The sequence below is a fragment of the Hyphomicrobium facile genome, assembly GCF_900116175.1.
Lineage (GTDB): Bacteria > Pseudomonadota > Alphaproteobacteria > Rhizobiales > Hyphomicrobiaceae > Hyphomicrobium_B > Hyphomicrobium_B facile.
Window position 1 is genome coordinate 300027 of sequence record NZ_FPCH01000003.1, and the last position, 24857, is coordinate 324883.

26 protein-coding genes are annotated in these 24857 nt (G+C 57.9%); 11 read left to right on the plus strand and 15 right to left on the minus strand.

Going from position 1 to position 24857, the window contains the following annotated elements; all coding sequences use genetic code 11:
* Positions 1–484 precede the first annotated feature (484 nt).
* Positions 485–2929 (plus strand): multicopper oxidase family protein, encoded by a 2445-nt coding sequence (locus BM399_RS14445; RefSeq protein WP_092868470.1) that lies wholly within the window; start codon positions 485–487, stop codon positions 2927–2929.
* 85 nt (positions 2930–3014) lie between these two features.
* On the plus strand, positions 3015–4034 hold the full coding sequence (locus BM399_RS14450; RefSeq protein ID WP_143117835.1) for an SCO family protein: 1020 nt from the start codon (positions 3015–3017) through the stop codon (positions 4032–4034).
* Here BM399_RS14450 and BM399_RS14455 read toward each other — a convergent pair whose 3' ends face one another.
* From BM399_RS14455 to BM399_RS14465, 3 genes are read right to left on the minus strand one after another with little or no spacing between them, the layout of a single operon-like run.
* Positions 4035–4595 carry a hypothetical protein gene (locus BM399_RS14455; protein ID WP_092868472.1) on the minus strand — a complete coding sequence of 187 codons (561 nt, stop codon included), beginning with the start codon at positions 4593–4595 and terminating at the stop codon, positions 4035–4037. It abuts the gene before it with no gap.
* 1 nt (position 4596) lies between these two features.
* On the minus strand, positions 4597–5175 hold the full coding sequence (gene gspM, locus BM399_RS14460) for a type II secretion system protein GspM (RefSeq protein WP_092868473.1): 579 nt from the start codon (positions 5173–5175) through the stop codon (positions 4597–4599).
* Positions 5172–6275, minus strand: coding sequence for a PilN domain-containing protein (locus tag BM399_RS14465; RefSeq protein ID WP_092868474.1), 1104 nt, complete (start codon positions 6273–6275; stop codon positions 5172–5174). The genes gspM and BM399_RS14465 overlap by 4 nt, the downstream gene beginning before the upstream one ends.
* A 288-nt stretch (positions 6276–6563) precedes the next feature.
* Here BM399_RS14465 and BM399_RS14470 point away from each other — a divergent pair, with 288 nt between their 5' ends.
* Together BM399_RS14470 and gspG are read left to right on the plus strand one after the other, a co-directional pair.
* Positions 6564–7169 (plus strand): prepilin peptidase, encoded by a 606-nt coding sequence (locus BM399_RS14470; RefSeq protein ID WP_092868475.1) that lies wholly within the window; start codon positions 6564–6566, stop codon positions 7167–7169.
* A gap of 36 nt (positions 7170–7205) precedes the next feature.
* Entirely contained in the window at positions 7206–7673 is a 468-nt protein-coding gene (gene gspG / locus BM399_RS14475; RefSeq protein ID WP_092868476.1) for a type II secretion system major pseudopilin GspG, read from the plus strand.
* A 9-nt stretch (positions 7674–7682) separates the two neighbouring features.
* Here gspG and BM399_RS14480 read toward each other — a convergent pair whose 3' ends face one another.
* Genes BM399_RS14480 through BM399_RS14505 form a run of 6 tightly spaced genes read right to left on the minus strand, consistent with a single transcriptional unit; the run spans position 7683 to position 12583 of the window.
* The gene (locus BM399_RS14480) at positions 7683–8336 is read right to left on the minus strand and encodes a prepilin-type N-terminal cleavage/methylation domain-containing protein (RefSeq protein ID WP_092868477.1); all 654 of its coding nucleotides are present in this window, start codon (positions 8334–8336) and stop codon (positions 7683–7685) included.
* Positions 8333–8746 (minus strand): type IV pilus modification PilV family protein, encoded by a 414-nt coding sequence (locus BM399_RS14485; protein WP_092868478.1) that lies wholly within the window; start codon positions 8744–8746, stop codon positions 8333–8335. Before BM399_RS14485 ends, BM399_RS14480 begins: the two co-directional genes overlap by 4 nt.
* Positions 8730–9173, minus strand: a complete 444-nt coding sequence (locus BM399_RS14490; protein ID WP_177228173.1) for a prepilin-type N-terminal cleavage/methylation domain-containing protein — start codon at positions 9171–9173, stop codon at positions 8730–8732. Before BM399_RS14490 ends, BM399_RS14485 begins: the two co-directional genes overlap by 17 nt.
* Positions 9174–9193: 20 nt before the next feature.
* A complete protein-coding gene (locus BM399_RS14495; RefSeq protein ID WP_092868480.1) occupies positions 9194–10420 on the minus strand; it encodes a type II secretion system F family protein in 1227 nt (408 codons plus the stop codon).
* On the minus strand, positions 10375–12189 hold the full coding sequence (locus tag BM399_RS14500) for a GspE/PulE family protein (RefSeq protein ID WP_092868481.1): 1815 nt from the start codon (positions 12187–12189) through the stop codon (positions 10375–10377). Before BM399_RS14500 ends, BM399_RS14495 begins: the two co-directional genes overlap by 46 nt.
* A gap of 52 nt (positions 12190–12241) precedes the next feature.
* Positions 12242–12583, minus strand: a complete 342-nt coding sequence (locus tag BM399_RS14505) for a hypothetical protein (protein ID WP_143117836.1) — start codon at positions 12581–12583, stop codon at positions 12242–12244.
* 255 nt (positions 12584–12838) lie between these two features.
* Here BM399_RS14505 and BM399_RS14510 point away from each other — a divergent pair, with 255 nt between their 5' ends.
* The 3 genes from BM399_RS14510 (at position 12839) to BM399_RS14520 (ending at position 15617) form a co-directional block, all read left to right on the plus strand.
* Entirely contained in the window at positions 12839–13483 is a 645-nt protein-coding gene (locus BM399_RS14510) for a response regulator (RefSeq protein WP_244531269.1), read from the plus strand.
* 122 nt (positions 13484–13605) lie between these two features.
* Positions 13606–14268: a response regulator transcription factor gene (locus BM399_RS14515; protein ID WP_092868483.1), complete on the plus strand. Its 663-nt coding sequence runs from the start codon at positions 13606–13608 to the stop codon at positions 14266–14268.
* Positions 14268–15617 (plus strand): sensor histidine kinase, encoded by a 1350-nt coding sequence (locus BM399_RS14520; RefSeq protein WP_092868484.1) that lies wholly within the window; start codon positions 14268–14270, stop codon positions 15615–15617. The genes BM399_RS14515 and BM399_RS14520 overlap by 1 nt, the downstream gene beginning before the upstream one ends.
* A 195-nt stretch (positions 15618–15812) precedes the next feature.
* Here the strand turns inward: BM399_RS14520 and BM399_RS21220 are convergent, their stop codons facing one another.
* Positions 15813–15983 carry a hypothetical protein gene (locus BM399_RS21220; protein WP_177228174.1) on the minus strand — a complete coding sequence of 57 codons (171 nt, stop codon included), beginning with the start codon at positions 15981–15983 and terminating at the stop codon, positions 15813–15815.
* Between BM399_RS21220 and BM399_RS14525 the strand changes: the two genes are divergently transcribed.
* Positions 15964–17244 carry a sensor histidine kinase gene (locus BM399_RS14525; protein ID WP_177228175.1) on the plus strand — a complete coding sequence of 427 codons (1281 nt, stop codon included), beginning with the start codon at positions 15964–15966 and terminating at the stop codon, positions 17242–17244. The genes BM399_RS21220 and BM399_RS14525 overlap by 20 nt on opposite strands.
* Before the next feature lie 84 nt (positions 17245–17328).
* Here BM399_RS14525 and BM399_RS14530 read toward each other — a convergent pair whose 3' ends face one another.
* Together BM399_RS14530 and BM399_RS14535 are read right to left on the minus strand one after the other, a co-directional pair.
* Positions 17329–19665: a cytochrome-c peroxidase gene (locus BM399_RS14530; RefSeq protein WP_092868486.1), complete on the minus strand. Its 2337-nt coding sequence runs from the start codon at positions 19663–19665 to the stop codon at positions 17329–17331.
* Positions 19666–20013: 348 nt separating this feature from the next.
* Positions 20014–20595, minus strand: a complete 582-nt coding sequence (locus BM399_RS14535) for an HdeA/HdeB family chaperone (protein ID WP_092868487.1) — start codon at positions 20593–20595, stop codon at positions 20014–20016.
* Between the two features lie 279 nt (positions 20596–20874).
* Here BM399_RS14535 and BM399_RS14540 point away from each other — a divergent pair, with 279 nt between their 5' ends.
* The gene (locus BM399_RS14540) at positions 20875–21078 is read left to right on the plus strand and encodes a hypothetical protein (protein WP_092869116.1); all 204 of its coding nucleotides are present in this window, start codon (positions 20875–20877) and stop codon (positions 21076–21078) included.
* A gap of 20 nt (positions 21079–21098) precedes the next feature.
* Here BM399_RS14540 and BM399_RS14545 read toward each other — a convergent pair whose 3' ends face one another.
* Positions 21099–21431: a hypothetical protein gene (locus BM399_RS14545; RefSeq protein WP_092868488.1), complete on the minus strand. Its 333-nt coding sequence runs from the start codon at positions 21429–21431 to the stop codon at positions 21099–21101.
* Positions 21432–22084: 653 nt separating this feature from the next.
* On the opposite strand from BM399_RS14545, the gene BM399_RS14550 reads away from it, so the two are divergent.
* Positions 22085–22612 carry a hypothetical protein gene (locus tag BM399_RS14550; protein ID WP_092868489.1) on the plus strand — a complete coding sequence of 176 codons (528 nt, stop codon included), beginning with the start codon at positions 22085–22087 and terminating at the stop codon, positions 22610–22612.
* Between the two features lie 108 nt (positions 22613–22720).
* On the opposite strand, the gene lanM is transcribed toward BM399_RS14550, so the two are convergent.
* Positions 22721–23128 carry a lanmodulin LanM gene (gene lanM / locus BM399_RS14555; protein ID WP_092869117.1) on the minus strand — a complete coding sequence of 136 codons (408 nt, stop codon included), beginning with the start codon at positions 23126–23128 and terminating at the stop codon, positions 22721–22723.
* Between the two features lie 252 nt (positions 23129–23380).
* Positions 23381–23998: a response regulator transcription factor gene (locus BM399_RS14560; RefSeq protein WP_092868490.1), complete on the minus strand. Its 618-nt coding sequence runs from the start codon at positions 23996–23998 to the stop codon at positions 23381–23383.
* 690 nt (positions 23999–24688) lie between these two features.
* On the opposite strand from BM399_RS14560, the gene BM399_RS21225 reads away from it, so the two are divergent.
* Positions 24689–24850, plus strand: coding sequence for a hypothetical protein (locus BM399_RS21225; protein WP_177228176.1), 162 nt, complete (start codon positions 24689–24691; stop codon positions 24848–24850).
* The last annotated feature ends 7 nt before the right edge of the window (positions 24851–24857 follow it).

Genomic DNA, 24857 nt, shown 5'->3' on the forward strand with positions numbered 1-24857 from the left:
GATTCGTGGCCGATGCTCAGTCTCGAATTGAATATATAGGGTGGGTTACTAACAACCCTGGAAAAAGCCGTTTCATTCCCTCACTACCGGGTATCTCGCGAACCCTCCGCATTCCTCCCTTCAGTCAACAGACCATATCACTATTTGCACAGATCATTTTGCGCAAACGCGTGATGGCGATTTGGATCCCTCTGCGCGAGTCTGTTGTATATTTGACCCGCGCCGATTTCGTTCGCGCCACGACTCCCCTCGCAAATTGCGCAGCCCAGCCGCGGCGCATCAGACCAAAGTCTGATCGCATTCAGGACGAAGGGGCATGCTTGAGCGACCTAATCACCCGGAAACAGGTGCGTAGCGGATTTGCGAAGACTTCCATTAACTCGACGGGCACCGATGTGCCGCTTGGCAGGGTCGGAGGCGTTCGTTCCCGGGCGATTACTCGGGCAGTTGTCGTTTGTTTCATCCAGTGCGCGGGGCAATTTCCATGTATCTACCCAAGGACGCATCCAAAATTCGTCAGCGCGAAGCCGAAAACGCGCGCCGCAATCGCGCCGAGATCGTCAAGGCGCTGGCTGACGGCCAAATTACGAAGCGAGATCTTTTCAGGCTGGGAATTTTTACAGCGGGTGGCGTTCTGATTGCGAAGAATGGCCTCAGTCCGTTTGCGCGCAGCGCCTTCGCGAGCGGGCCGACCGGGGTGCCTCGTACGCCGCTCGGCGCAGCGACGCCTTTCTCTCAACCGCTGCCGCGGCTTAGGGAACAGACGCCAATTCAGATGACGCGCGTGACGCCGAACGGCAGCTCCAATCCGGCCGATCTTGCCGCCACCGATCCAAAACTCCACCAGGGCGATTGGGGACAACCGCACGAGCGCTGCAAGCGTCTCTCGTACCACGACGATTACACCAATTATCAGAGTGGCCAATCCAACAAGAACCCGTCAACGAACGGGAATCCTTATGTGAATCCGACGACCGGGCGCGGTCCGCTCGAAGGCAGGCCCCCGGGAGAAGCGTTCTCCCATCAACGGTGGGATGAATTCTTCCCTAAGGTCGGCTACTACATGTCCCTCGCCCAGTGCGATGACGGCACGAAGTTCCATCCGCTGCTACCATCGCAGAATCCCAACAGCGTCTGGTGTTATGGAACCGGCACGAATGCGCGTGGCTTGATGCCGCCGCCGCTCATCAAGCTCCGCTACGGCGAGCCGGTGATGATGCGCGTTTACAATCGCCTGCCGACCGACCAAACGCAGAACGGCGGCTTCGGGCGCAACCAGAGCCAGCTGCATTTTCACAACATGCACAACGGCGCGGAGAGCGATGGCGCAGCCAACGTCCATCACTTCCCTGGTACCTTTTACGATTACCGTTGGAGCCTGACGCTCGCCCGGCGCGATTACATCAACACTGCGGCGACGGATGATCGCGCGTCGGGTCCAGACGGCAACGGCGGCCTCGTCAATGTTCCCGGCGACTGGAAAGAGCTAGTCGGGACGATGTGGGCCCACGACCATCGCTTCTTCTTCACGGCTGAGAATGTCTACAAAGGCAATCTCATGATGAACAATGTGTACAGCGGTCGGGATCGCGGCAATGAGCGGCCTCTCGGTAATGCGAGAAGCGATGCGGTCGGCCTGCGCCTGCCGAGCGGATACGTTCACGACTGGGGCAACACGGATTTTGACGTCAACATCATTCATTCCGACGGGGCAACAGATTCGAACGGCCAATATTTCTTCGATATTTTCACCACCGACGGCTTCGTCGGCGATCTGCCTCTGGTAAATTTTGCCTACAAGCCCGTGTTGGAAGTTCTACCACGGAAGTACCGCTTCAGAATTCTGAACGCCAGCATGTCGCGTTTCATTCAGCTGGCAATTGCCGACTCGAAGGCGAAGGCGGTCCCGTTCCAGTTCATCGCCAACGACGGCAATCTCGTCGTCAGTCCGCTGACGCTCACGCAGCTCGATCAGCAGGGCATCGCCGAGCGATATGACATCGTCGTCGATTTCTCAAAATACTCGGTCGGCGACGAATTATTCCTGGTCAACGTTCTGCAGCAGACCGGCGGCAACAAGCCGGACGGTGCGCTGTCGCTCGCCGATGCATTCGCCGGAAAATCGCCGGACCCCGTGGTCGGCAAAAACTTGAAATTCAAGATTGTCAGTCAGCTTCAGAGTGTGGACGATCCGACGCAGACGCTTCACGCATCCGACCCTGATCTCAGCCAGGTTCCGACTACGCTCACGGAGCAGATCCCGATCGTTACGCCTGTGCGCACCCGTGTTGTCGAGTTCGGCCGGGGCAATGGCGACTCGCGGGGCGCCAACGGCCAGTGCACGCCTGACTGCTCAGAGGTCGTACAGGGCTTCCCGTGGATCATAAAGGTGAACGGCCAATCCGCTCATTCCATGAATGCCAATCGGATTTCGGAACTCATTCGTCCACTGAAGCCCGGCGAGGCCGAGCACTGGACATACATCAACAGTGGCGGCGGGTGGGATCATCCAATCCATCTGCACTTCGAGGAAGGCGTCACGATGAATCGTGGCAAGGACAGCATTCCGGCAACAGAAAAACTGGTGCGAAAGGATGTGTGGCGACTCCGCCCCTCGGGTCAGGTGCAGTTCCAGGTGCGGTTCGGTGAATACGGCGGATCATACGTGAACCACTGCCACAACACGGTGCACGAAGACTTCGCGCTTTTGATGCGCATTCAGGTTCTCGGTGGAGACCGCACGGAGATCACTCCGACGCCCAACCCGACGGAAGACGGCATCGTCTGGACGACGCCGCAAGTTCTACCCGAGGGCGATCCGAACAATACAAAGTTCTTTAATCAGAGTGTGAGCGGCGGCGGCTCGTCGTCAGGGTCAGGTAGCTCATCGGCTTCCGGCGGCTCCGGAAGTTCTTCGGGCAAAGGCTAAGGGCGATATAAGTCTGACATGCTGAGGCAAATCTCTGCATGTCGCGGAATTGCTCATGCCAGCTTGAGCTTTTGATGGAGCGAGCGTGCGTCGTTTAAAAATTTCCAGGCTCCCCACAGCCGCCGTCGTCGCGATGGCGGCTGCGGGCGCCACTGGACTCACGCTGGCGTGGAAAAGCTCTGTCTTCACACCACGAACCGACGCGTCGTTTTCCACGGCCAGTGCGGACGCGCGTTGGGGCGGAAGCTACATGCCGAACCTTCCGGTCGTCGACCAGGATGGAAACAAGTTCCGATTCTACGATGACCTGATCAAAGGCCGGAAGGTCATCATCAATTTCATTTACACGAGCTGTTCGCAGATCTGTCCGCTGACGACATCACGGCTTGCAATTCTCCAGGAGAAGCTTGGCGACACTGTTGGCCGTGATTTTTTCATGTATTCGATCACTATCGATCCTGAGCATGACGGACCTGCAGAACTCAAGAAGCACGCCGATGCCTTTCACGTGGGACCCGGATGGCGCTTTCTCACGGGCAAGCCTGAAGACATTGCCGAGATCCGGTACAAGCTCGGCGAGAGAAGCAAGACGCTCAACGATCACAAGCAGGAAATTCTGCTCGGCAACGATGCGACGGGCAGCTGGTCGCGCGATTCTGTTTTTGGTGACGTCGATCAGCTCGCCCTCACCATTCGGTCAATGGATCCCGACTTCAGGGTCTCAGACGCCTTGGTGGCAAGCGCTGCAGAGCCCGCCGGCGTCGAATTGGCTCCCGGTCAAATGCTGTTCGCCAGTATGTGTGCGGGTTGCCACACGATTGGCGGGGGAGATCGCACCGGACCCGACTTGAAGAACGTGGCGAGCCGCCGCGATCATTCGTGGCTGCAGAATTTTATTTCCAGACCCGACCAAATGTTTGCGCGACTGGATCCCATCGCGACGAGCCTTGCGCAGAGGTATACTGCGGTCCGCATGCCGAACCTTGGACTGTCGCTGTCGGACGCAGAGGACGTCATCTCATACGTGGCGTCTGTATCCCAGCCGCAGCCAAGCACCCACGTCGTCGCCCACGATTTGAAGGGCACACAACGAAGTCCAGAGTGACTACCTGTTGAGAGCGGCCGCTTTGATATCCGATGACCGCGCGTCATAGGAGATCCGCAGTTCGTACTGCTTGCCTTCGCTTTCTATGACGGCCATTTCGCTGCTGATCGTGCGGACTCGCCAACCCTGGATCGAGTCACCGATCAGCATCCAGCTTCCCAGATCATCGCTCGCTTCCCGGATCAATGCGCGATCGTCGCCCACGCCGATGTGGAGTATGCCGACGAGCAGCAACTGCTCCGGTGCGACCGTCGCCGCTGCGGGAACAGGTGTCGCATCGGCCACCGCTACTTTCTTCGCTTCGACCGGCCGGCGGGAAGCATTGAATATTGGCCGCGTCGTCGTCTCAGAAAGATTGCCCGGCCGAGGCGGCGGTGCGATTGCGGTTGCGTCGGCGTCCGCGATCGTCTTTTCGCCAGCCGCGGCGCCGTCGAGGTCGGCCGATATGTCGATCGGTCGAGACCACAGATCCCAGGCTATGTACGCAAAGGCGACATTTGTCGCCACGAGAGCAGCGATATTCAAATGGCTGCCGGAGATCTTGCTTTTACTCGCTGACATATCACTCACTCTTCGCACGCAACGCCACCGCATATACGTCAAACCGCGCATCGAGCGCGCCGGCATCATCCTCGTTCGATCCGCCCCCCGACGGGGAAGGCGTGATTTGCAGATAATCGACGAGCAAAGCCGGCTGGTGCCCTTCGATGTCGAGAAGAACCTTTTGCAGCTTTTCGATGGGCGCCACGATCTGCACTTGCGCACCGACGAGGTGGAGATCACCGCGATCGCGGCCAGGAAGACCGCGCGTCAATCTCGGCTTCACGCCATCGGCCGCCATGATCTGCGCCAGCTGCGACTGAACGGAGGCCAGTCGAATGGCTTCACTCGCGCCTTCAATGAATAGTCCGCCGTTTCGCGCGGCCTCAGCCTGCTGGTCCAAATCGCGAATGGAGTCACGATCGTTGACGATCGTCTGCAACCGGCCCAGCACCTTGCGCTCGCGTTCCAGACTGTCCTTGAGTTCAGACTCGGGCGCCATGAGCGGGATCACGGCAAGCACGGACACACACCCGACCACGAGCAGAACAAGGCCGACTGCAAGAAGTTGCCGCACTGGCTTCGAGACGCGGTAGATCATTGCGCTTCTTCCCCTGTCTTCTCCACGTCCTCCGGAACGTTGCGCAAGCGTACGCGAATGCCGAAGCGTTCCTTGTCCTGGAGTGGGTCAAAGGTCAGAGCGGAGGTCGACGTAGCATCGACAAACAGCGGAGACTTCTCGAGGATCGGAACAAGCGCGCTCGCAGATGCCGCGAGCCCGGAGATGTCCACCGTCACGCCGCTGATCTTAATGTCCGTCACCCAAGCCGAATCCGGCAGAAGCCGCGTCAGCTCTTCGAGGATGGCGACACGCGAAACCGATTCTCTCCGAAGCTGATTGAAACTCGCAATCGCTGACGCCGTGGACCGGTATTTCGTTGTCATGTCGCGAACGGACTTTGCTTCGACCTTCAGACTCGCCGTTTCGGACTGCAACTCGGCGAGCGCCGCTTGATGCCTCGCGATATCGATATACGCGCCAGCCGCCGCGAGCAGGAGGGCGAGACCGGCAAGCCCGATCAAGAGCTTGATCCGCGCACCCGCACTGCGGGACGGCTCTTCGAGAAAATTTATTGGGACGATCGAACCGGCCTCGTTCGAGCACGCGACGGCGGTCACCTTGAGGCCTAGCGCCTCGATGTCTGATCTCAGCGCATCGACGAGGGTTTTCTTGATGATGTATTGCCGGACCGATTGCTTCCAACCACCGCTTTGCGACTGGTCCACGGTGTAGGCGGTATAAACATCATTTTGCTTGAATGGCGTCGAGCGCTCGAGATCGAGAGAGAGCAGCGTCGCGAAATCGCGGGCGGCAGCGCCCGGAAGAGTGACATTGCGTACGAAACACGCCCGATGCGGGAGACGTATGCCAACCGTCGCCGACGGGTTTGCGCGAACGATACCAGCGAGCAGCGATAGCAACTCCGGCAATGCGAGAGGGGCCTCGTCCGAAGAATTCGTCGACGTCGTCCGGTGCCTGCGCGGTTCGATCAGGCGGTAACCCGCGGGTTGGAGGACGACCACCGTATAGATGTTGGGATTATCTGAAGCCGCCGCGGGCGACGCCGATACGATGCCGGCCAGCTCTGCGCCCCACCACGTGAAAAAGCGTGAGAACGGATCGGAAATCGACGCCAACATAACAAAGAGCTCTACCGGTTACTCAAAAACTATCGCGTGGCTTGCCTGTGGGAATAAAGTAATAGCCATGAATTAGAATGCGCGCCCCTTTTTCTCCGCGTACTGCTAAATAAGCGCCTGGCGCGATAAATTGGCAAATCAATTTTGATGCGCGGCTTCACTTTCATTAATGTGACGTTGCTGCGGCGACCGCACCCAATTAGAGTCTGGAAAGCGCGATAGTCGTATACTTTCTGAATCGAGTTAATTCCGGCAGCCGAAACTTGGGGCCGAGGGGAATTGGACAGCATGCCCGACACCAGAATACTCTGCCGATATCGAGACAGCGTGAAGGCCGAGGCGCACCAAGGACGTGCATCTCTATACGCAGTCGCATTCTCAGCTTTCTGGTTGCTGTATCTGGCTAGCGCTTTACCGGTTGCGTCAGGCTTGGACACCGGCGCGATTGCTCTCTCGCTGGGTCTCGCAACAGCGCTTGCCCTCCTCAGCGCGATCGATGTTCAAATTCAGCGCTTGCCCGATAACCTTACGTTTCCACTCGCTTTTGCTGGCATTCTGGCAAGTTCAAGTGGCGGATGGGCGCAAGTGATCGGGCATGCGGGGGCCGCTTTATTGGGCTTCTTCACGTTGTACGGACTCGCCGCATTCTATCGTCATTTTAGAAACAAAGACGGGCTCGGCCTTGGAGATGCGAAGCTACTCGCGGCCGCAGGCGCGTGGGTCGGCATCGACGGATTACCCAGTGTACTGTTGATTTCGAGTGGGGTAGCAGTTGTTGGCGTTCTTCTTGCAAAGCTTATTGGAACGAACGTAACACGGGAAACTCGCATTGCCTTCGGGCCATTCTTGGCCTTTGGTCTATGGATTGTTTGGCTATATGGGCCTTTGGTCTGAATCAGATGGCTATTTGGCCGTATTAGGACTTTGCGAATGAAAATACCTTTTAAGTGCGGCAATCGAAACGTCGCCAATGGCGTCGTTTATGACGATGCAAAAGACGACTCCGGCTTTACATTGCTGGAGCTTCTCGTTGTGCTTGGAATTATCGCCCTTTTGGCGACCGTCGCCGCCCCGCAAGTGCTGGGCTATCTCGGCAAGGCACGCACGGGAACGTCGAAAGCGCAGATCTCCGCCATTTCGACGGCGCTCGAACTCTACGCTTTGGATATGGGCACCTACCCTTCACAGCAGGCGGGCCTCAATGCGTTAGTCCAGGCGCCGCCGCGCGCCGGTGCTTGGAAGGGCCCATACCTCAAGAAAGCCGAGGGGCTCGTCGATCCGTGGGGCCATCCGTATCAATATAAATTTCCGGGGCCTGGCGGCGGTCCTCAAGTCTACACCCTCGGGCGTGACAACAATCCCGGCGGCACCGGCGAAGATCAGGATGTCTCGAATTGATGCGCAGCGCTACGGCTGTGGCCGAAGATGCAATTCAACGCGCCTCGAGCGAACTCCAGAACGGCCATCCGGCAACTTGTATGTAAATTCCACAAGTGTCGGCAGGGCGTCTTTTTTCGTCCATTTGTCAGTCCACTGTGCTTTTGTGCTGTGCGCCGAAGCGCCGAAGTAGCTCAGTGTGAAACCCGTTGCATCGGCCAGCAAAATCCGCTGGCCCTCGGACTGCGGCGCGTCCCGGTGATCGGAAACGGACCGGAATGGTTGCCAAGTCAGGGCAAGCGATTGACGATCATTCGATGCAGCAACCGTCGACAACGAAAACAGGAAGAGCCCGCTCTGTTGATCCCGGCTGATCATCGGCGCGACGAACTTTACCGCGCGGGGCTCGCCGCTGAACACCATCGCGAGCATCCCATCGGGAGAATTTCGATAAATCGGCATCGCTTCCGACAGGTGGCGCTCGAGGAAGGCGAGCGAGGCGGTTGTAACAGATTCCTGGTCGAGCTTTGCCGTAACATTAAATGCGCTTTTGGTGATGCGCAGAGCATGCGGCAGCGCCGCCAACAAAAGCGAAATCAGCACCAACGACACGAGCACTTCGAGTAATGTAAACCCGGCCTCTTCTGGTTTGAGGCGCGTGTGTTCTCGCACGATGCTCGTCATGACGATGGGAAGAGCTTCAAGGTCGTCAGGCTGATTTTTCTCGGCCGCAGGCCGCCCTCACGCCAATTCACCTCGACAGTCACCCAGTATCCGTCGATTTTTGCCTGCGCTTCCGGGGGCGGCTCCGGCTTATATTTTGAAGCCGCCAACTCCCAAGACATTCCGCCGCTCACGCCAGTCTCGTGCCGCGCATCCTCGACGGCTTCTGAAGTGCCCGCCGATTGCAGAACGGATCGCGCGATTTCCAGGGCCTCAGCTTCTCCATTGGCGATCCGGATGCTCTGCATGCCCCGCCCGAGCGCATACTGCGCTACGACAAAGGCGCTGGCAAAAATGACGAGGGCCACAATCGCTTCGATAAGGGTGAACCCGTCGTCACGGGTTCCTGAGAACTTAAAAGCTGCGGTCAACTTGGGTTGCTCCGGTCATCCAATCGACGATGACATGGGCCTTGCTTTTGCCGGCGCTGAGCGAAACCCTTCCGCCGGTAGAGCTGCCGTCCGGCTCAAAACTCAACGTCGCAAGCGCCGTCGATCCGGAATTGCCGAACGTTGCGGAAACCTCTACGGCCGCAGGGATCTGATGAGCGTTGCTCTCGCCGTCTGCCCAATACTTGCGCCGTGCGACATCGATCATGACCGACCGGCTCGTGCTCGTGCGTATGGCATCGGCGCGCGCGGTGCGAAATTCAGCAGCGATACCTACGGCCGTGCTTCGGAGCGCCAACGCACCACTCTCGCCTCGCGTCTTCGGGAATGCGATGGCCGCCGTGACGGCGATGATGACCAGAACGACAAGCAATTCCAGCAGCGTGAATCCCGCCTCCGTCTCGACCACTGACCGATGCCGTCCGCGGATCATTGCAAAGCCAGGTTGTTGACGCTCAGGATCGCGTTCATAACCGAGACAATGAGGCCACCGACCATCAGGCCGATAAGCAGCGTCAGCACGGGGGTAAGCAGCGTCATCAGGCGGGAAATCTGGCGCGCAAGCGTCGCCTCATAAATGGTGGCGACGCGCGTCAGCATCGGTTCGAGCTGGCCCGTTTGCTCGCCGACAGCGATCAAGCGGAGCGACAATTCGGAGAAAAGGCCCGACTGCTCGAGCGGCTTTGAAAGCGTGCCGCCTTCCTTCAAAGTTTCGCCGGCCTGCGTGACTGCTGTCGCGAATGCGCGGTTTCGGAGAACAGCTGCGGATATTCGAACAGCGTCGAGCATCGCGACGCCGTTGCGAGTGAGCGTCGCAAGCGTGCGCGCGAGACGGGCCGTTTCCCGGTTCGCGGAAAAGCGGCCAAGCAACGGCACGCGAAGAAACGCTCTATCCAGCCATCGACGGAACCCTGAGTTGCGGAACACCAGTACAATCGCAACGACAAGCCCCGCGGCAACGGCCGCGGCGAGAGCCCAATTTTGCAAGACAAACGATTCCGCATCGACGAGAAACTGGAGAAACGGAGGCGGCGGAGCGCCTGCATCTTTGAATAGAGGCAGCACGGTCGGCACGAGTAGGGTCAGAATAACGCCGACGGCGACGGCTGCTGCCGCCATGAGGATCGCCGGGTAAACCAGGGCGGAAGATATTTGCGATCTAAGCTCCGCTGAGCGTTCGAGAAAGCCGCTTATGTCTTCGAGCACATCTCCAAGCGATCCGCTTGCTTCTCCGGACTCAACGAGCCTCCAATAATATTCAGGAAAATCCTGGCCGCGAGCCGCCATGGCACCTGACAGTGAAGAGCCCCCGCGCACGGCTTCGAGTATGGCCTGAGTGCACTTTCGGACTCGTGCCGGCATGAGAGGCTGGAGACTGACGATGCGCAGCGCTTCATCCAGCGGCAGATCAGCATTGATCAGGATTGAAAGTTCGCGGGTAAATAACGCCAAGCCGGAAAGGGGCAGCGAGCCGCCGCCGAAGACCTCGCGTTCCCACCACCGTTGTCTCCCCGTTGGCTTGGCCTCGAGGAGATCCAACGTGTAGAAACTTTGCTTATGAAGCGCTTCCAGCGCTGCTTCGCGCGAACGTGCCTCGATATCACCCTTCTTTAAGGCGCCGTGCTGATCGTAGGCTCTGTATCGGAATTGAGGCATGTATCAAACCGGGCTACGCGCATAACTTCTTCGACCGTCGTCTCGCCTTTAAGTGCCTTCAGCAGTCCTGCTTGTAGCATGGTCGTCATACCCTGAGCCATGCTCACTCTTTCTATTTCCCCTTCTGAGTTACCGATCGAAATGGTGTCGCGAATCTCTTCCGACATCGTGAGCAACTCATAGATCGTCGTGCGGCCGGAGAACCCCGTCTGCCGGCATGACGGACATCCGACCGCGCGGTGCAGCCGTGGTTCTTGGCCGTTCATCAGCGCGATCGGATCGGCCCCTGTCGACCGCAGCCAGCGCAAAACGCGAGGTGTTTCCGGCGATGGCTGCGAGCAGTTCGAGCAAAGCTTCCGAACAAGCCTTTGTGCGAGCACGCCCTTTACGGTGGACGCGAGCAGATATTTTTCAACGCCCATGTCCAACAGCCGTGTCAAGGTCGCAGCGGCGCTGTTGGTGTGAACGGTCGATAGCACCAGATGCCCGGTCAACGACGCCTGAATAGCGATCTGCGCCGTTTCGAGGTCGCGTATTTCGCCAACCATGATGATGTCGGGATCCTGACGGAGGATCGAACGCAGGGCCGTCGCAAAGTTCAGGCCGATCTTTGGTTGCACTTGAATTTGATTGACGCCGGGAAGCTGGTACTCGATCGGGTCTTCGACGGTGAACACCTTGCGTTCGGCCGAATTCAAAAGACTTAGCGCCGTATAAAGCGTCGTGGTCTTGCCGCTTCCGGTCGGGCCGGTGACCAAGATTATTCCGTTCGGCTGGTCCAACAGCTGCCGGAGATCATCGTACGATCCCCCTGAGAAGCCGAGCTTCGGAAAGTCGAGCTCGACGCTGCTACGATCAAGAAGCCGGAGGACGATGCTTTCGCCCCATAATGTCGGCATCGTCGAGACGCGGAGATCAATCTCTCGTCCGCGGACATTGACCTTGATGCGGCCGTCTTGGGGAAGGCGCCGTTCGGCAATATTCAGACGCGCCATGATCTTGACGCGTGAGCCAAGGGCCTCTCGGACGTTGATCGGCAGCGTCTCTATAGTATGCAGAATGCCGTCGAGACGGATGCGCACCCGCACGCAGTCTTCGCGCGGTTCAATGTGGATGTCTGACGCCTGCTCGTTGGCGGCGCGCACGATGAGGTCTTGGACAAGGCGGATGACCGGCGCTTCGCTGGCCATGTCCTCAAGGCGCTGGACGTCAGCGTCACTCGCTTCGGCGGCCGACGCCGAGGAGCCGGCATCGATTTCGGGCTTCGCGCCGTTGCTACCGTAGAGCTTCCCGATCGCTTTTTCGATGTCTCCGAAGGCTGCGATACAAAGTTCAATTGGCCGGCCCAGCAAGTAGGCGATCGCAGCAACGCCGTCGCGATTGAAGGGATCGGCGACCGCGAGCTCGATCATTTCGCCTTTGTCGGCCAGCGGTAGCACGCCGCTCTGCTTCAGAAAGGCGGCATCTATTTCCTCGGAGAATAGCGCTCGCTCCGGAAACGCGTTTTCCGAGACAAGCGGAAGGCCGCAGTATGCCGACAGGGCTTTCGCCATATGCCTGTCGGACAGCAAACCAAGGCGCATAATGACCAAGTCAAAGCGTTCGCCGGATTGCTTTTGTGCGCGTTGCGCCCGCCGGATCGCCAATTCGTCCAAGAACGAATTCGATTGAAGAAACGACGAGAACTGCTCGATGAAATCAGCCGAACGCGGATCGCCGCGGCGTGGATCAACGGCAACGTCCGCGAATTCCCCCGCTCCAAGCGCCACTATGAAACTCCCGCATACAAATTCAGGCTAACTTGAATCTATTTTGCGCCTTTCAATTCATAACTTCCAGTAGTGTCACGCCAATATCGTGAATATCCTTCGCCCGCCGGCGCGACGAGGGCCTATTCCAAAAATCGGTTGTGGGCGGAACAACCACGACCGAATGACCGAGGTAGGCCAGGTCGGAAACGATGCTCATTGGGAGCGTTTCTTCGTCGATCGCAATCAGGGAGGACGGACGACCGCAAACGATTGCCAAGCCGGTTTCGATCGGGAACCAGCCCTCGAGAATTACCTCGCTCTGGCTGTTTACAGCGTGTATTTCGAGACCGTCTCGCTGCGCAGTCAGGCCAACGCTCCAGGCGGCTGGCGTTTCGACTTCCAAGTCCATCATGGCCTGCCTCGTCTCTGAATGCTTGCTTGCCCTTAACTCCTACCCATTTTCACCTGACAGTTGTTCACCGTCGGCTGTCAGGAAGCTGTCAGGATGGGCGTAGAGTGCACTGCTGCTACACTGCGATTAACAAAGAGACGAATTAGGACCCGGCGGCGATCGCTTTAAGTTGAGTAAAATGTCTGGAACTACTATAAACTGATCCGACGACTGATCTTTTGATTGCAAAAACACTTTAGAAGCGGGCTGAGTATCGTGGCCAATGTGCGTGTTGCGGTAATTGACGACCATCCCCTATTGCGGGCCGGCGTAATCCATTCCCTCAAAACAGCTGGCGATTTCGACGTTGTCGCGGAGGGCGGGAGCGCCCACGATGCCATCGCGATTGCTCAGAACCTACGTCCTGATGCGATATTATTGGACGTCAATATGCCGGGGTTGGGCCTCGAAGCGGCATTACAAATTTCAAAGGCCCACCCGAACATTCGCCTCATAATGCTAACGATCTGCGATTTGGACGATTGCGTCGCGACGTGCCTCGAGGCCGGTGTGGCGGGTTACGTACTCAAGGGAACGAGCCCTGCCGAACTCGCTCGTGTGGTCCGCAGCGTGTGCGAGGGCGAGTCCTACGTAACGCCGGCGCTGGCTGCTCGCATACTGACGAAAATCCGTGTTCGCACCGCCCCGAAAGCGAAGGCGCAGTCGCCGCAGAACGATCTCACGTCGCGCGAGGAGGCCGTCCTCGATCAACTGGCGCTCGGGTTGAAGAACAAAGAAATTGCCCGCGTCCTCTCGCTCAGCGAGAAAACCGTCAAGCATTACATGACCAGCATCATGCAGAAGCTGCAGGTTCGCAGCCGGCTGGAAGCAGCGCTTCGGGTCAAGGAACGATCTGTCTAAACCGTAGGAATTTATCGCATGTCGACTCGGCGTCGCTAAGGCATCCGCGGTGGCCGATGCCGATGGCGAGCAATGTTGAGACTGCGGGCTGGCCACGGGGAGCGGTTACGAGGTCAAGGCGAATGAAAATCTTGGTCGTCGAGGATGAGCCAACGATCGCCGAAGACATCCGGTCAAGCCTAACCGAAGCGGGCTACATCGTGGAGACCTGCGACAGCGGCGAGGACGCTCTGCTGCTCGGTTCGACCGAGACCTACAGCGCCGTCATTCTCGATCTTGGGCTACCTAAGCTCGACGGTCTCAGCGTTCTCCGGCGTTGGCGCGCTGACGGGCGGGCGATGCCGGTTGTCGTTTTAACGGCGCGAGCGTCCTGGGTCGAACGTGTCGAAGGGATCAATGCCGGCGCGGACGACTATCTCCCAAAGCCTTTTCAGATGCCTGAGCTTCTGGCTCGTCTTGGCGCCGTGTTACGGCGCGGCAACCTTCAACGCACTTCAACAATCACCGCCGGATCACTTCGCCTCGACACAGCTCAGATGAACGTGACGGTCGCGGGAAGGAACGTTCACGTCACTCCGTTCGAATTTCGGCTGCTCAGCCACCTCGTGCATCACTTGGGCAAAGTCGTCTCTCGGGAAGAGCTCAAAGAGCATGTCTACGGGCACAACGACGGACGCGACGTCAATGCAATCGAGGCCATGATTGCCCGTCTCAGACGCAAGCTCGGGATCGACATCATCGAGACTCGCCGAGGTCAGGGCTATATCGTGAGCACGCAGTCGTGATGCGCGCAGGATCGCTCAGCGTTAGATTATTGGCGGCTTGGCTGGTCTTTCTTCTTTTCACGTTGCCAATGGCCGCCTTGGGACTGCAGGTCCTTTTCCAACGAAGCATCGATAGGGGCGCAGTATCCGACCTCACTGCCGACCTTAAGCTTATTGCCGATTCAATCGAGATCGATGAGCAGGGAAATGTGAATCTGGTCGATGTTCCTGCCCACCCGAACTTCTTGTTGGCTTACGGACACCGGTATTGGCAGCTATCCGAGGGCGGCCGGCCAATCCTGCGTTCGCCCTCCTTGTGGGCGGAAAAACTCAGTCCGGCCTCGCCCGGGCGAGAGGGCGATGTCACCGTTAGCCGCTTCTCGGGACCAAATGACCAGTCTTTGCTGGGGCTCGCTACAATTGTGCAGGCGAATGGCAAGGGCGGTCGAAAATTCGAAATCGTTGCCGCGATCGACTACGCAGAGATACTGGCTGCCCGCGAGAAGTTCTCAAACGATGTCTGGACCGGCGTAGCCGTTGTCTTTTTGCTGATTATCCTTGCTGCGTCGGCGCAGGTGTTCGTCGGCCTGATGCCGCTGCAGGCGCTTCGAGCTTCTTTGACCGCTGTCCGCAATGGTAGCGCGCGCCGAATTGAAGGGAACTTTCCGACTGAGATCGCGCCTCTCATTTCGGAGACGAACGATCTTCTCGCCGCCCGTGACAATGCGCTTGCCGCTGCAGGCGCCAGAGCCGCGAACCTCGCACATGGTCTTAAAACGCCTCTGGCCGTCATGGCCGCGCTTTGCCGGCAGCTGAGGCGCGATGGGGCCGTCAAGCGGGCCGCAGAATTCGAAAAGCAACTGGAAGCCATGCGTTGGCACGTCGAACGGGAGCTTGCTCTCTCGCGGCCGCGAGCGACCGAACTCAGCGCACGTGTGCGAATCGATGCCGCGACAGAAATTTGCGGGATTGTGAGTGCCCTCAAGAAGCTGGCGAAGAGCGAGGAGCTTCATTGGAAGGTGTCGGTTGATCAGTCGATGCCATTGACTATCGATCGCGCGGACTTCAGCGACATCATGGGGAACGTTCTGGACAATGCCCAGAAATGGGCTCGTCATCAGGTGTTGGTCGAAGCCAGCCAGACGGCGAATTCCATTCTGCTGACAGTGGATGACGACGGTCCGGGGGTCGAAGAGGAGCAGATGGGGCGCATCTTACAGCGGGGGGAACGAGCCGATCCCACGGTGCCGGGCACCGGGCTAGGACTGGCGATCGCCAGCGAGCTCATTTTCCTCCACGGGGGCCAATTCCGTTTGTCGCGGAGTTCACTTGGTGGATTACGTGCCGCGATTACGCTTAATCAAGACTGATGCCGCCCCAGCCTACTGCTCCGCCCACGTTGCAACCGAAACTGATCTCCATTCAGTAATCCTCTCACCGCTATCCGCTGGCAGAATGCGCGCATCCTAGACATCAAAAGGCGTCCTTTTTATAAGAATTAAGGGAATTGCGCCGATAATAGAGATCAAGATGGGCGCCAAAATCGATCGCATTACCGGACGTTCTTATTCGCCGCCTGCCAGACATCTCGCGGGAATAGCGCACTCGTCCCATCGTTTGCCTGCGACTATCGCAATAACTTTTTTGCTGGCCGCAATGGCCATCACCTTTTTCGCTGATTCACATATGGAATCGCGCATCATCGAAAATGCTTCGATGACCGCTGCGAATTTCATCGAAGGCTTCCTCGAACCACTGGTCCAGTCTCTCGCATTCGGGCCAAGTCTCACGGCGGATGAAAAGGCAGCTCTCGACAAACTGCTCATCAATCCCGTTTTTCGCAAGAACGTGGTCAACTTGAGGATCTGGCATCCTGACGGTACTATCGTTTTCAGCGATGAAAAGAATCTCGAAGGTATCAAGCTCGAACTCCACGACGAACTCCGTGGTGCACTCAACGGCAAAGTCACAACCGAGCTGAGCGAGGCCGGCCACGATCGGGTTACCAGCAAGCGCGATTTCGTCGTTCCGATCGTCGAGGTTCATGCGCCACTGCGCGCGCTAGGATCGTCGCCGGTGATCGGCGCCGCAGAGTTCTTCATGGATGCCGACGCGCTTGCGAAGGATTTGCGCAAAGCCCGGAAAGTTAGTTCGGCTTTCGCTATGTTTTTCACGCTGCTCGCGGGGATCGCCGCGTTAGCAGCGCTGCGCGAAGCTCGAAAGCATCGCAAACTTCGGAAGAGCGCTATCACTAAAAACTCGATGACCGCGGACAGCGTCCGCAGTCATGGCGCGACGGATGAACCGGCCGCAAACGGCAAAAATTCCGACGACGGAAAAGCGAAGTCATTGGGCGAAGTCATGGCCGATTTGCATGATGGCCCCGCACAGCTCCTTGCGCTCGCTTTGCTCAAACTCGATGCCCTCGGCCTCGCTCCCGATGCCCACATGCCGAAGGCTGCGATCGACTCGGTACGTGGGGTGACCGGAGATGCCTTAAAGGAAATCCGCAACATATTGCGAAAATCGACGAATCCCGATCTCGAAAATTTGACGCTCGATCAGGTGCTCAAGTTCGCCGCGCGACTGCACGAGGAGCGAACACGGAGTTCTGTTGCGCTCAGCATCGGCCGATTACCCCGGGTGAGCATCGATATATCCCAATGCCTCTTTCAATTCGCGCGCGAGGCGCTGAACAACGCGTTCTGGCACGCTGGCGGGAAGGGACAGTCATTACGGGCGGAATACGATGGGCGCTTGCTCATCGTCGAAGTACGCGACGAGGGCACTCAATTCAAATCTCATATCATCGGCCCTGATGAGGACGCCTCATTCGGTCTGTCCGGGATGGTAGAACGGATAAGATCCAAGAACGGCGTTCTTGAAATTTATCCCTCGCGCGGCGATGGAACACGCGTCGTGGCCAAATTCCCAATCGAGGAAGACGTCATCGCAACGCTGGTGACCGATAGCATCGCCATGAGGCGCGAGCGTTAAAGCCAAATCGAATCGGAAGCGACTGAACTCAATTGCATCATCTGGATAGCGTTTTCCTCCCAGCTCACATTGATGCTTCTCAACTCACTTGATGACTTGATTGAATACGTCCTGCAGACGGCGTGTGTCTGTCGTGTTGAGGGTGCCGAAAAGATCGCCAGAGTTAGGGAAGCAAACCTTCAGCCCCTGTTGACCGACCGCCGGCAGGGTTACGACGATGTCCTTCGCCTGTTGGGTTTTGGCCTTCGCTACATCCAGTTCGCCGTTCGCGATCGGCAACGAGGGATGGTCGAACACTCCCGAGTGGCACGCTACGCGATTGTCGGTGAGCGAAAGTAAGAATTGGACGAGATCGTCTTCCTCCTCGTCCGTCAAACCAAGCGCATTATTCGTCGAGATTGCGCTGGCATCGCCGATATCCGGATCAAGATTGGTTTTGTTGACCACGCCGAATGGCGTCGGCGTTGCCAGTCCTGACGAGTCGATATCGAGCGGGCCTCGGCGATCGCCGCCGCGATTGTAAAAGCGGACAACGTCCTTCAGCGTCGCCTGGCCGCCATTGTGGAAGTAAGGCGGATTGAGACCGACGTTGCGAAGGATCGGCACTTTGAATGACCCGTCCACGGCGTCGCGCGGCGCCGAAGCTGGATCGGTCAGTGAAGGCAGGTTATCGCAAGGTGTAAATATAGGGGTTGCAAATTCACAGGGCCTGGCGTCGAACCGGTCCACGCTTCTATTTTTCTGGTTCAGAAGACGCCATTTGAACTGGCGCGTGAACGAGAGGTCGAAGCCGTAGGGGTCGGGGGCGCCGACACCAAGGTCTTCGGACGTCGGCCGGACACCGATATTGTAGAAGCCCGTATCATAGATCCCCGGATGGCCGTCTCCCATCAGCATGCCTTCAATCGCTTTGGGAGATTCCGTCGAAAGGCTGCTCACCGTCGCCCCGGAAAGGAGCGGCCCGTTATGGCAGGCAACGCACTTTCCCTTGCCTTCAAAGATCGCCAAACCAGCGACCGCCTGCGGGCTCATTGCCGCCGGGCCGTGGTCGAAGGGCGAGTCATCGGAAATGAGCAACTGCTCATAGGCTTGGATCGCCAATCCCCAAAAGAGCGAGAAGTTCTGTTCTTCCTGCGTATGCCCTTTGACAAGATCAAAGGTTATGGCGCCCGTCGCCGGATCGATGTTGTACCATCCGGGTATGTTCCAATACTTCGGGAAGAATGCTTTTTCGACGAGTGCCTTGTAGGTCGTTTTCAGTCCGGGCTGCGAAGAGGACGGAATGAGCGCCGGAGTCTTGCTGAAAAGACTATCTTGAGGATGCACGACCTGCGTCGAGAGCGGCCGCATCGGCAGCAGCTTCGCGCCCAGATCGGCAAACGTCTTTCCCGCGCACGACATTTCGAAGTCGCTCAGCGGCGGTCCGACCGCCTGCGAAGCGAGGCTCGCATTGTCGATGAGCGGCTTCATTATAGCCAAGGCTTTGCCGGATGGGATGAGTATTCCGGCGCCCGCCGCATCGGGGTTGCCGACAGACGTGGCTGGATCCAGCGGCGTGAATGTTCGCGGGCCGAATGGATCGACGCCATTGAACTGGCTGTTCGCGCGACCGTCCCAGAACTGCCTGAAATTGAAAACTGCATTGATCGTCGTCGGGGTCTGTCGCGGTTCGACTTTTCGATAGATGAGCCCGTTCGTGTGAAAGGGATTCCCTGTGGGGTTCGTATTCGGATTAAACGGGCTGTAGGTCAGATTGCATTTTTCGCTCGAGCGAGATCTGCTTTTGGGCAGATTTCGTTTGAGGAGAAAAGCTGTCAGCAGGTCTTGATGCAGCGATCTGCCTCCGGAAACGAAGTCGCCTGCGTAGGTGCCCTGCGATGAGAAGACATCGTTTGTGTCGAAGAGGATCGAAGATTCCCGATTGTTGATATCGGCAAGCTTGTGGAACGGGAAATCCAGGGCTGTGAATTGCTTGTTGGGGCCCGCAACGCCCGCGTTGTTATCCCGAGCGTCAAATATATTCTGCAGGGCGACGACGGTGTTTCGGACGCTGGGATCCGCTTGGTTTTTGGTTCGGATATCGGCGCCCGCGTGGAAATGACAGGTCGCACAAGCTTGCCCGTCGCTTCCGACCTGCGTGTCCCAGAACAATGCCTTGCCGAGCTGCTGCGCGGCAATCGGGTCTCTGATATACGCGCTCACGTCAGGCAAAATCGGCTTTACGCCGATGAGGGAGGGAATGTCGGCCACCGGATCGACAACCTGCGCCGATGACTCGTACACCGGGAGCCCTGCCGATGCGATCGCCGCCGCGACTGTCCATGCGGTGAGCCTGGTCCCGAAAGCCGCAAGCGATTTGCGCACCAGTCTTTTGCGATTCTGCGTATCAGAACGCTCGCTCATCCAATCAACGCGGACCATAACTTCAATCCTCGGACGCCACTCACTAGGTCAGCGAGGAACCCAGCAAGAAATGCGCCGAGCCCAAGCACGACGAACGATAATTGCTTTGGATTCGTGGAGTAGATCGGAACGGATGGGGTCTGGAGGGTGCGCGCGATCGGACCTTGGTCTTAGCGGCGCTGAGGATTGCCGGACCATCGTCGAGCCGATGATGGGGGCAGAAGACAATTGCAGCCGGCTGGAGTTCGCGTCGCGCGACTACCTGCCAGTGTCGTCGTACCGAAATGAATCAAATGACAGATGAAAAAGGAAAGTAGGAACAGGAGCGGTCAAGCCGCTCCATTCCAGGCCGTCTCGAGTAAAAGCCTACTCGCTTTCACTCATGAATTTCTCGGCGGCCGTTACCAAGCTCGTCTTCGGATTGGCCGCACAGTAATCGGCGATATCGCTCGTCTGCTTGATGAACTTCTCGATATCCAGCATCGTCGAGCCATTGTTGTAGCTAGCGTGATAGCCGGCGAGCCACATGAATGTATCACCGATGTTTTTCTGGACGTCCTTGTTCGTCAGAACGGACTCGCACGTCACGATCGCGAGGTCGACGCTCTCTGGGCTCGCGTCTTCGATGTTTTCGCCCATGAATTTTTCGGTCGCCGACAGCACGCCGATGCCAGGATGCTCGGAGCAAAATTCAACGGTTTTGTTGAATGAGTCCGATAGTTTGTCCCAATCGACGACGGTGCCCTGATCGACGGTCGCGTGGTATCCGCCCATCCAATTCAGAATGCCGTTCACGAACGAAAGATCATCCTTCGTCTTTGCTGCGTAGGCCGAAGCCAGTTTCTCGCAGCTGATCGTCGATACGTCGATTGGATCGGCGGACGCTGCGAGCGGAAAAACTGCCAAGAGAAACAGCGAAGACAATGCGGAAAGGAAGATACGCTTCATAGAACAGTCCCTGATTGACTCACCGGCCGCCGCTGTGCCTGCGAGCCGGGACGCGGGACGATCCCCGAGCCGGGACTTCTTATCCTAGAGAGATTAACCAATGGGGAAGAGTGATCGAGGTGAACAACGGTCAGCTTTTATCGTTGTGATGTCAGCCGATCGTTGGAGGATTCGACAGTAGCGAACCGAAGCGACCACGGGCCAAAAACGCACCTGTCCTGACGAGGCACGCAGATTGCAAACGTTGGGGTGAAGCACAGCGTTAGAGGCGCCGGTGGCATGTTTAGAGACAACGTCATTTGGGTTGATTTCCGCGTCTCGAAGGACATTAGAGAGCGGCAAGCTTTGTCATTTGCGGAGCGCCTGAAGGCGAGCCCGGCCCAATCGCGCGGTCATGTCGAGGTGACGAAAACCGCGATCGAGGCCGTCAGGAGGATGCTCGCAGGTTCGCCGGTGTTCCCCAAACACCCCGACAAGCCATAGCGCCGGAGGCGACCGGAGGTTCAGGAAGCTCGTCTTCGGCTTGGGTGCGCCGGATAGAATACGTCCGATCCGCTTATCCCGTATTGCGATAGGTCGCGAGGTTCCAAACTGTTGGCCGAGACCACGACTGGAACCTCGAGAGCCTTGACGGCATCGCAGAAGTCCAACGTGTCGGCTTCAACGTCAAATTCAATGACGACAGAATCGACCTTCGTCTTCCGCACGAACTCGAGTGCGTGGCCGTATGATCCGAAGACATAGGCGCTGCCGTTTCGCTTTTGGCGCGCATCGCAAAACCGCATTCGGTGATTGCTCGAGCGCTCGACGATGACGATTGCCCTGTAGCTTCCCATGATGGGTACCTCTGAGCCTCCCGGCCTCAGGAGCGGGTTGTTCCGCGGTCCGTCAGATCAATCTATCGGCGGCCCGTGAGGTGACAATCGGGAAAAGACAGCGCCGCCAAAATTTCTGTGAGTCCGGAGGAGGGCGCTGTGATGGGCGCAGCTCCGAATAGACTTCATCGCGCCAACAGAACGTGCCGACAAAGCTCTGCAAAAGCGCTTTCAAGCACCGCTGATCGTCGCGATAGCGTGAAGCCTCCTTGGACCGAGACGGGAGGTCAGGGATGGGTGGCGTCGTAGTGCGCAACCTGGTTGTACATAATGAAGCGGCCGGCCACGAAGCCAATCGCGATCAGGATGCAAGCGATGGCAAAGAGTCTGACGTGGCGATGCATAGGGCCTCCGATCACCAAAAGCCCGTGTCTGCCACACGGTGCACGGCAAAGTCGAGCGCCATCGCTCGCGGAAAGCGCGAACCCCGAGCGCCCTGGCGGAAAAGTCGGTCCTTTGCATGTGAGCCAGGGACTAGAGTTCCCGACTTGAACAATTCCCCTACGCTCCATTAACGACGAAGCATCGGAGCGACCGATCATGCGCCGCTTCTTGATAGCCTCGTCGTGGCCCGCCGGAGTCTCCGGGGCCTCTCTTTGATTTTGAGGTGCGGCATGTCCATTTCCGAAAAAGACGCGAAGAGCCTGCTGAGCCATGAGGAATACGAGGCCGTGAAATCGGCCTACCACCCGGCGATTTATGCGCTGGATCGAGACGGTCTCAGAAATCTCGCTTTGCGGCTCGAGGGCTACCGTGAGAAGGCGAAGACATTCGCTCGCCAGAAGCGCCGCGAAGCGAAGGGAACGGCGGAACCTCGAGGCAAGAGCTTTCCGGGAACCGCCGATCAACCGGCGAAGAAGAAGCAGGTGTTTGCGCACGCTCTCAAGGTCGTGAAAAAAGAACGGGCGCGTCTCCACAATTTGGATGTCCGCGCACAGAACGTGGAAGCTGCCCATCGCGCGCTGGCTCTCCGCCGCGCGAGCCAGTTCACTCATCATCCGCAGGGCGACCCCACGGCGAACCCGGGTCAACAAGCGAAAGGCGGCCGTCCGAAACGCGTTCGCACTCCGGGCAGCAAAGTTGGCAGTATCTTGAAGGCCAATGCGCGGGCCCAGGCCAAACGCGATCACCGGCCGAATTAGGCAGCGTGACGAATAGATCTTGCCAAGCTTCGGACTAGCGAGATTTTCGACCACTCGAGAAAGGGGCCGCCTAGTTGCGACTTGCCTGCAGACCAGGCGGCCAAGAAATTATTCGACCAGAAGCAAGAATGATTTCCCGGCGTCCGTGGTGAGCTCTTTGTCGTCAAGCGTCCCATCGTTGTCGGGATCGGCCGCCTTGAAGCGCACTTCGACCAGCGTGTCGTATTCTTTCTGGTCGATGGTTCCGTCGCTGTCGGGGTCGGCAGACTTGAGGGCAGCCTCGTCAACCCGGCCGGACAGTTCCTTCGCATCCAGAGTGCCGTCGTTATCCGGATCGAGCTTAGCAAATAACTTTGCTCCCGCCGCCTTTGCCTCGGTTGCATCGATCGTACCGTCGTTGTCGGGATCGAGGGCCGTGAGGGATGAGGAAGCCGCCAGGAGCGGGGTAGAGTGATTGACGCAAATAATCCCGGAGACAGCCATCAGCGCAGCGGCGCTCAGCAACTTCACGTTCATTCGAATAGTCTCCTGTTCGTGGATCGCGATCGACGCCGATCCATGGCGATCCCAACCTGCAAGTTCAGGATAAATTCCCAGCACGCGTCACTAGTTGCACCGTAGCAGAGGACAAATTCCCGCTTTAAGGTGATATTTCGGAGGTAAAATCGGGAATAATTCCCTCAAATTCGGCAAAAGGCGCAACGATACGACCTTCACAAATGCCCGGCCATGAACGAGCCGGCGAGCCAAGGTGAGAAGGCGCGCTCGTCAGATGAGTTTCAACTCGACCGCGATGCGAACCATTTCGGAAGACGTGCGTGCACTGAGCTTCGTGCGAAGCGCCGCGCAATCGGCCGCAACCGTCTTATAAGAAACCGAAATGTCATTGGCGATTTCGGCCATGCTCCGGCCTCTCGCCAGCATTCTGAGCACCAGATGCTCGCGATCGCTCAGCAATGCCGTCGTTCCGCGTGCACCAGCCCGAAGCAACGCCATCTCCTGGGTGAGATCATCTGATATCCAGGTGTCTCCGCGCGAAACCGCAAGGACAGCATCCCTCAGATCGAATGGGTTGCCATTCTTGCTGACATAACTTTTTGCCCCGCATTCGATGGCTTGTATGGCGAGCATGGGCGTGTCGCTCATGGCGAAGACGACAATCCGGACTTCTGGAATTTGGGCTACGAATTCCCGAGTCAATTCCAGGCCGGAGCCATCCGGAAGATTGATATTGATGACGGTGACGTCGGGCTCTTCTTCCTTCATCGCAATGCGCGCCGCTGACGCCGTCCTTGCTTCTACCATCGTCACTCCGTCATCCTTCGAGAACAAGGCCCGACAGCCGGCAATGACGATCGGGTGGTCCTCTACGACGAGAAGCTTCACGGCTGTTCGTTCTCCTGACTTGCTGACCCGATTTCGTTCTAGCGAGCGATAAGTAATTCTCAACGCTGATTTTTTCCGGGAATTTTTCCCGCTCCCGTTCGCGAGACGTTGATGTCCATTCAGCTGCGTCTCAATCTCGCTATCGCATCTTGCCGACGCTGGGCCTCACGGCGTCGCTATGCCCCGGCGTCGACGTGGAAATGCCGATCGCTCTCTGCTAGAAGCCAGCCATGTCAATCAGGTCGCTAATCCAAATTTTCATTTGGGCGTGTTTTGCCGTCGGCACGCTGCAAGCGACCAATGCTGCCCAACATCACGTCGAAGCGGGAACACAACTCGCCTCCCTTTGGAGCGATAAGGACGCCAGGTTCCTATCGCCTTCGCGCGTGCAGGTCGTTCCGAGTGCGCACTCTTTCATAAAGCCGGACGGTGGATCGAAGCGGTTCAGCTCCACGATCCCGCCCGACACTCAATTCTGCGCGCAGCTGTCGCAGCTCTTGTGCGTGAGCCACACGCCGCGTTCTTGCGGGCTCGGTGCGTATTATCTCGAACGAACATCGCATGATCCGCGCGCGCCACCGTTAGGCTGAGCCGAACCAACCCACCACAATCTATTGAACACTGCACGCACGCCAAGTGTCGTCTTCGGATCGACGCTCGATAGTGCATGCCTCAACACGGACAAACGTCATGAATGACATCAACTTAACGACTGAACCCTCGCGGCCGGAAATCTCCGAGCGGGAGGCGCAGCTCATCGAAAAGCTGGGAGCTCGACTTCTGCTGATCTGGATTTTGGGATTTGTGGCGAGCATTGAATTGCTCATGATCGTCCACATTCTGAGACACTAAGCCCAGG

What these genes read in the sequence shown, in the direction of transcription:
- BM399_RS14470 (WP_092868475.1), top strand. Translation starts at nt 6,564, where the DNA reads ATGCCCGACACCAGAATACTCTGCCGATATCGAGACAGCGTGAAGGCC.
- gspG (WP_092868476.1), top strand. Translation starts at nt 7,206, where the DNA reads ATGAAAATACCTTTTAAGTGCGGCAATCGAAACGTCGCCAATGGCGTC.
- BM399_RS14535 (WP_092868487.1), bottom strand. Translation starts at nt 20,595, where the DNA reads ATGAAGCGTATCTTCCTTTCCGCATTGTCTTCGCTGTTTCTCTTGGCA.
- BM399_RS14525 (WP_177228175.1), top strand. Translation starts at nt 15,964, where the DNA reads ATGACCGCTGCGAATTTCATCGAAGGCTTCCTCGAACCACTGGTCCAG.
- BM399_RS14545 (WP_092868488.1), bottom strand. Translation starts at nt 21,431, where the DNA reads ATGGGAAGCTACAGGGCAATCGTCATCGTCGAGCGCTCGAGCAATCAC.
- BM399_RS14445 (WP_092868470.1), top strand. Translation starts at nt 485, where the DNA reads ATGTATCTACCCAAGGACGCATCCAAAATTCGTCAGCGCGAAGCCGAA.
- BM399_RS14550 (WP_092868489.1), top strand. Translation starts at nt 22,085, where the DNA reads ATGTCCATTTCCGAAAAAGACGCGAAGAGCCTGCTGAGCCATGAGGAA.
- BM399_RS14465 (WP_092868474.1), bottom strand. Translation starts at nt 6,275, where the DNA reads ATGTTGGCGTCGATTTCCGATCCGTTCTCACGCTTTTTCACGTGGTGG.
- BM399_RS14520 (WP_092868484.1), top strand. Translation starts at nt 14,268, where the DNA reads ATGCGCGCAGGATCGCTCAGCGTTAGATTATTGGCGGCTTGGCTGGTC.
- BM399_RS14540 (WP_092869116.1), top strand. Translation starts at nt 20,875, where the DNA reads ATGTTTAGAGACAACGTCATTTGGGTTGATTTCCGCGTCTCGAAGGAC.
- BM399_RS21225 (WP_177228176.1), top strand. Translation starts at nt 24,689, where the DNA reads ATGAATGACATCAACTTAACGACTGAACCCTCGCGGCCGGAAATCTCC.
- BM399_RS14480 (WP_092868477.1), bottom strand. Translation starts at nt 8,336, where the DNA reads ATGACGAGCATCGTGCGAGAACACACGCGCCTCAAACCAGAAGAGGCC.
- lanM (WP_092869117.1), bottom strand. Translation starts at nt 23,128, where the DNA reads ATGAACGTGAAGTTGCTGAGCGCCGCTGCGCTGATGGCTGTCTCCGGG.
- BM399_RS14495 (WP_092868480.1), bottom strand. Translation starts at nt 10,420, where the DNA reads ATGCCTCAATTCCGATACAGAGCCTACGATCAGCACGGCGCCTTAAAG.
- gspM (WP_092868473.1), bottom strand. Translation starts at nt 5,175, where the DNA reads ATGATCTACCGCGTCTCGAAGCCAGTGCGGCAACTTCTTGCAGTCGGC.
- BM399_RS14505 (WP_143117836.1), bottom strand. Translation starts at nt 12,583, where the DNA reads ATGATGGACTTGGAAGTCGAAACGCCAGCCGCCTGGAGCGTTGGCCTG.
- BM399_RS14515 (WP_092868483.1), top strand. Translation starts at nt 13,606, where the DNA reads ATGAAAATCTTGGTCGTCGAGGATGAGCCAACGATCGCCGAAGACATC.
- BM399_RS14455 (WP_092868472.1), bottom strand. Translation starts at nt 4,595, where the DNA reads ATGTCAGCGAGTAAAAGCAAGATCTCCGGCAGCCATTTGAATATCGCT.
- BM399_RS14530 (WP_092868486.1), bottom strand. Translation starts at nt 19,665, where the DNA reads ATGGTCCGCGTTGATTGGATGAGCGAGCGTTCTGATACGCAGAATCGC.
- BM399_RS21220 (WP_177228174.1), bottom strand. Translation starts at nt 15,983, where the DNA reads ATGAAATTCGCAGCGGTCATCGAAGCATTTTCGATGATGCGCGATTCC.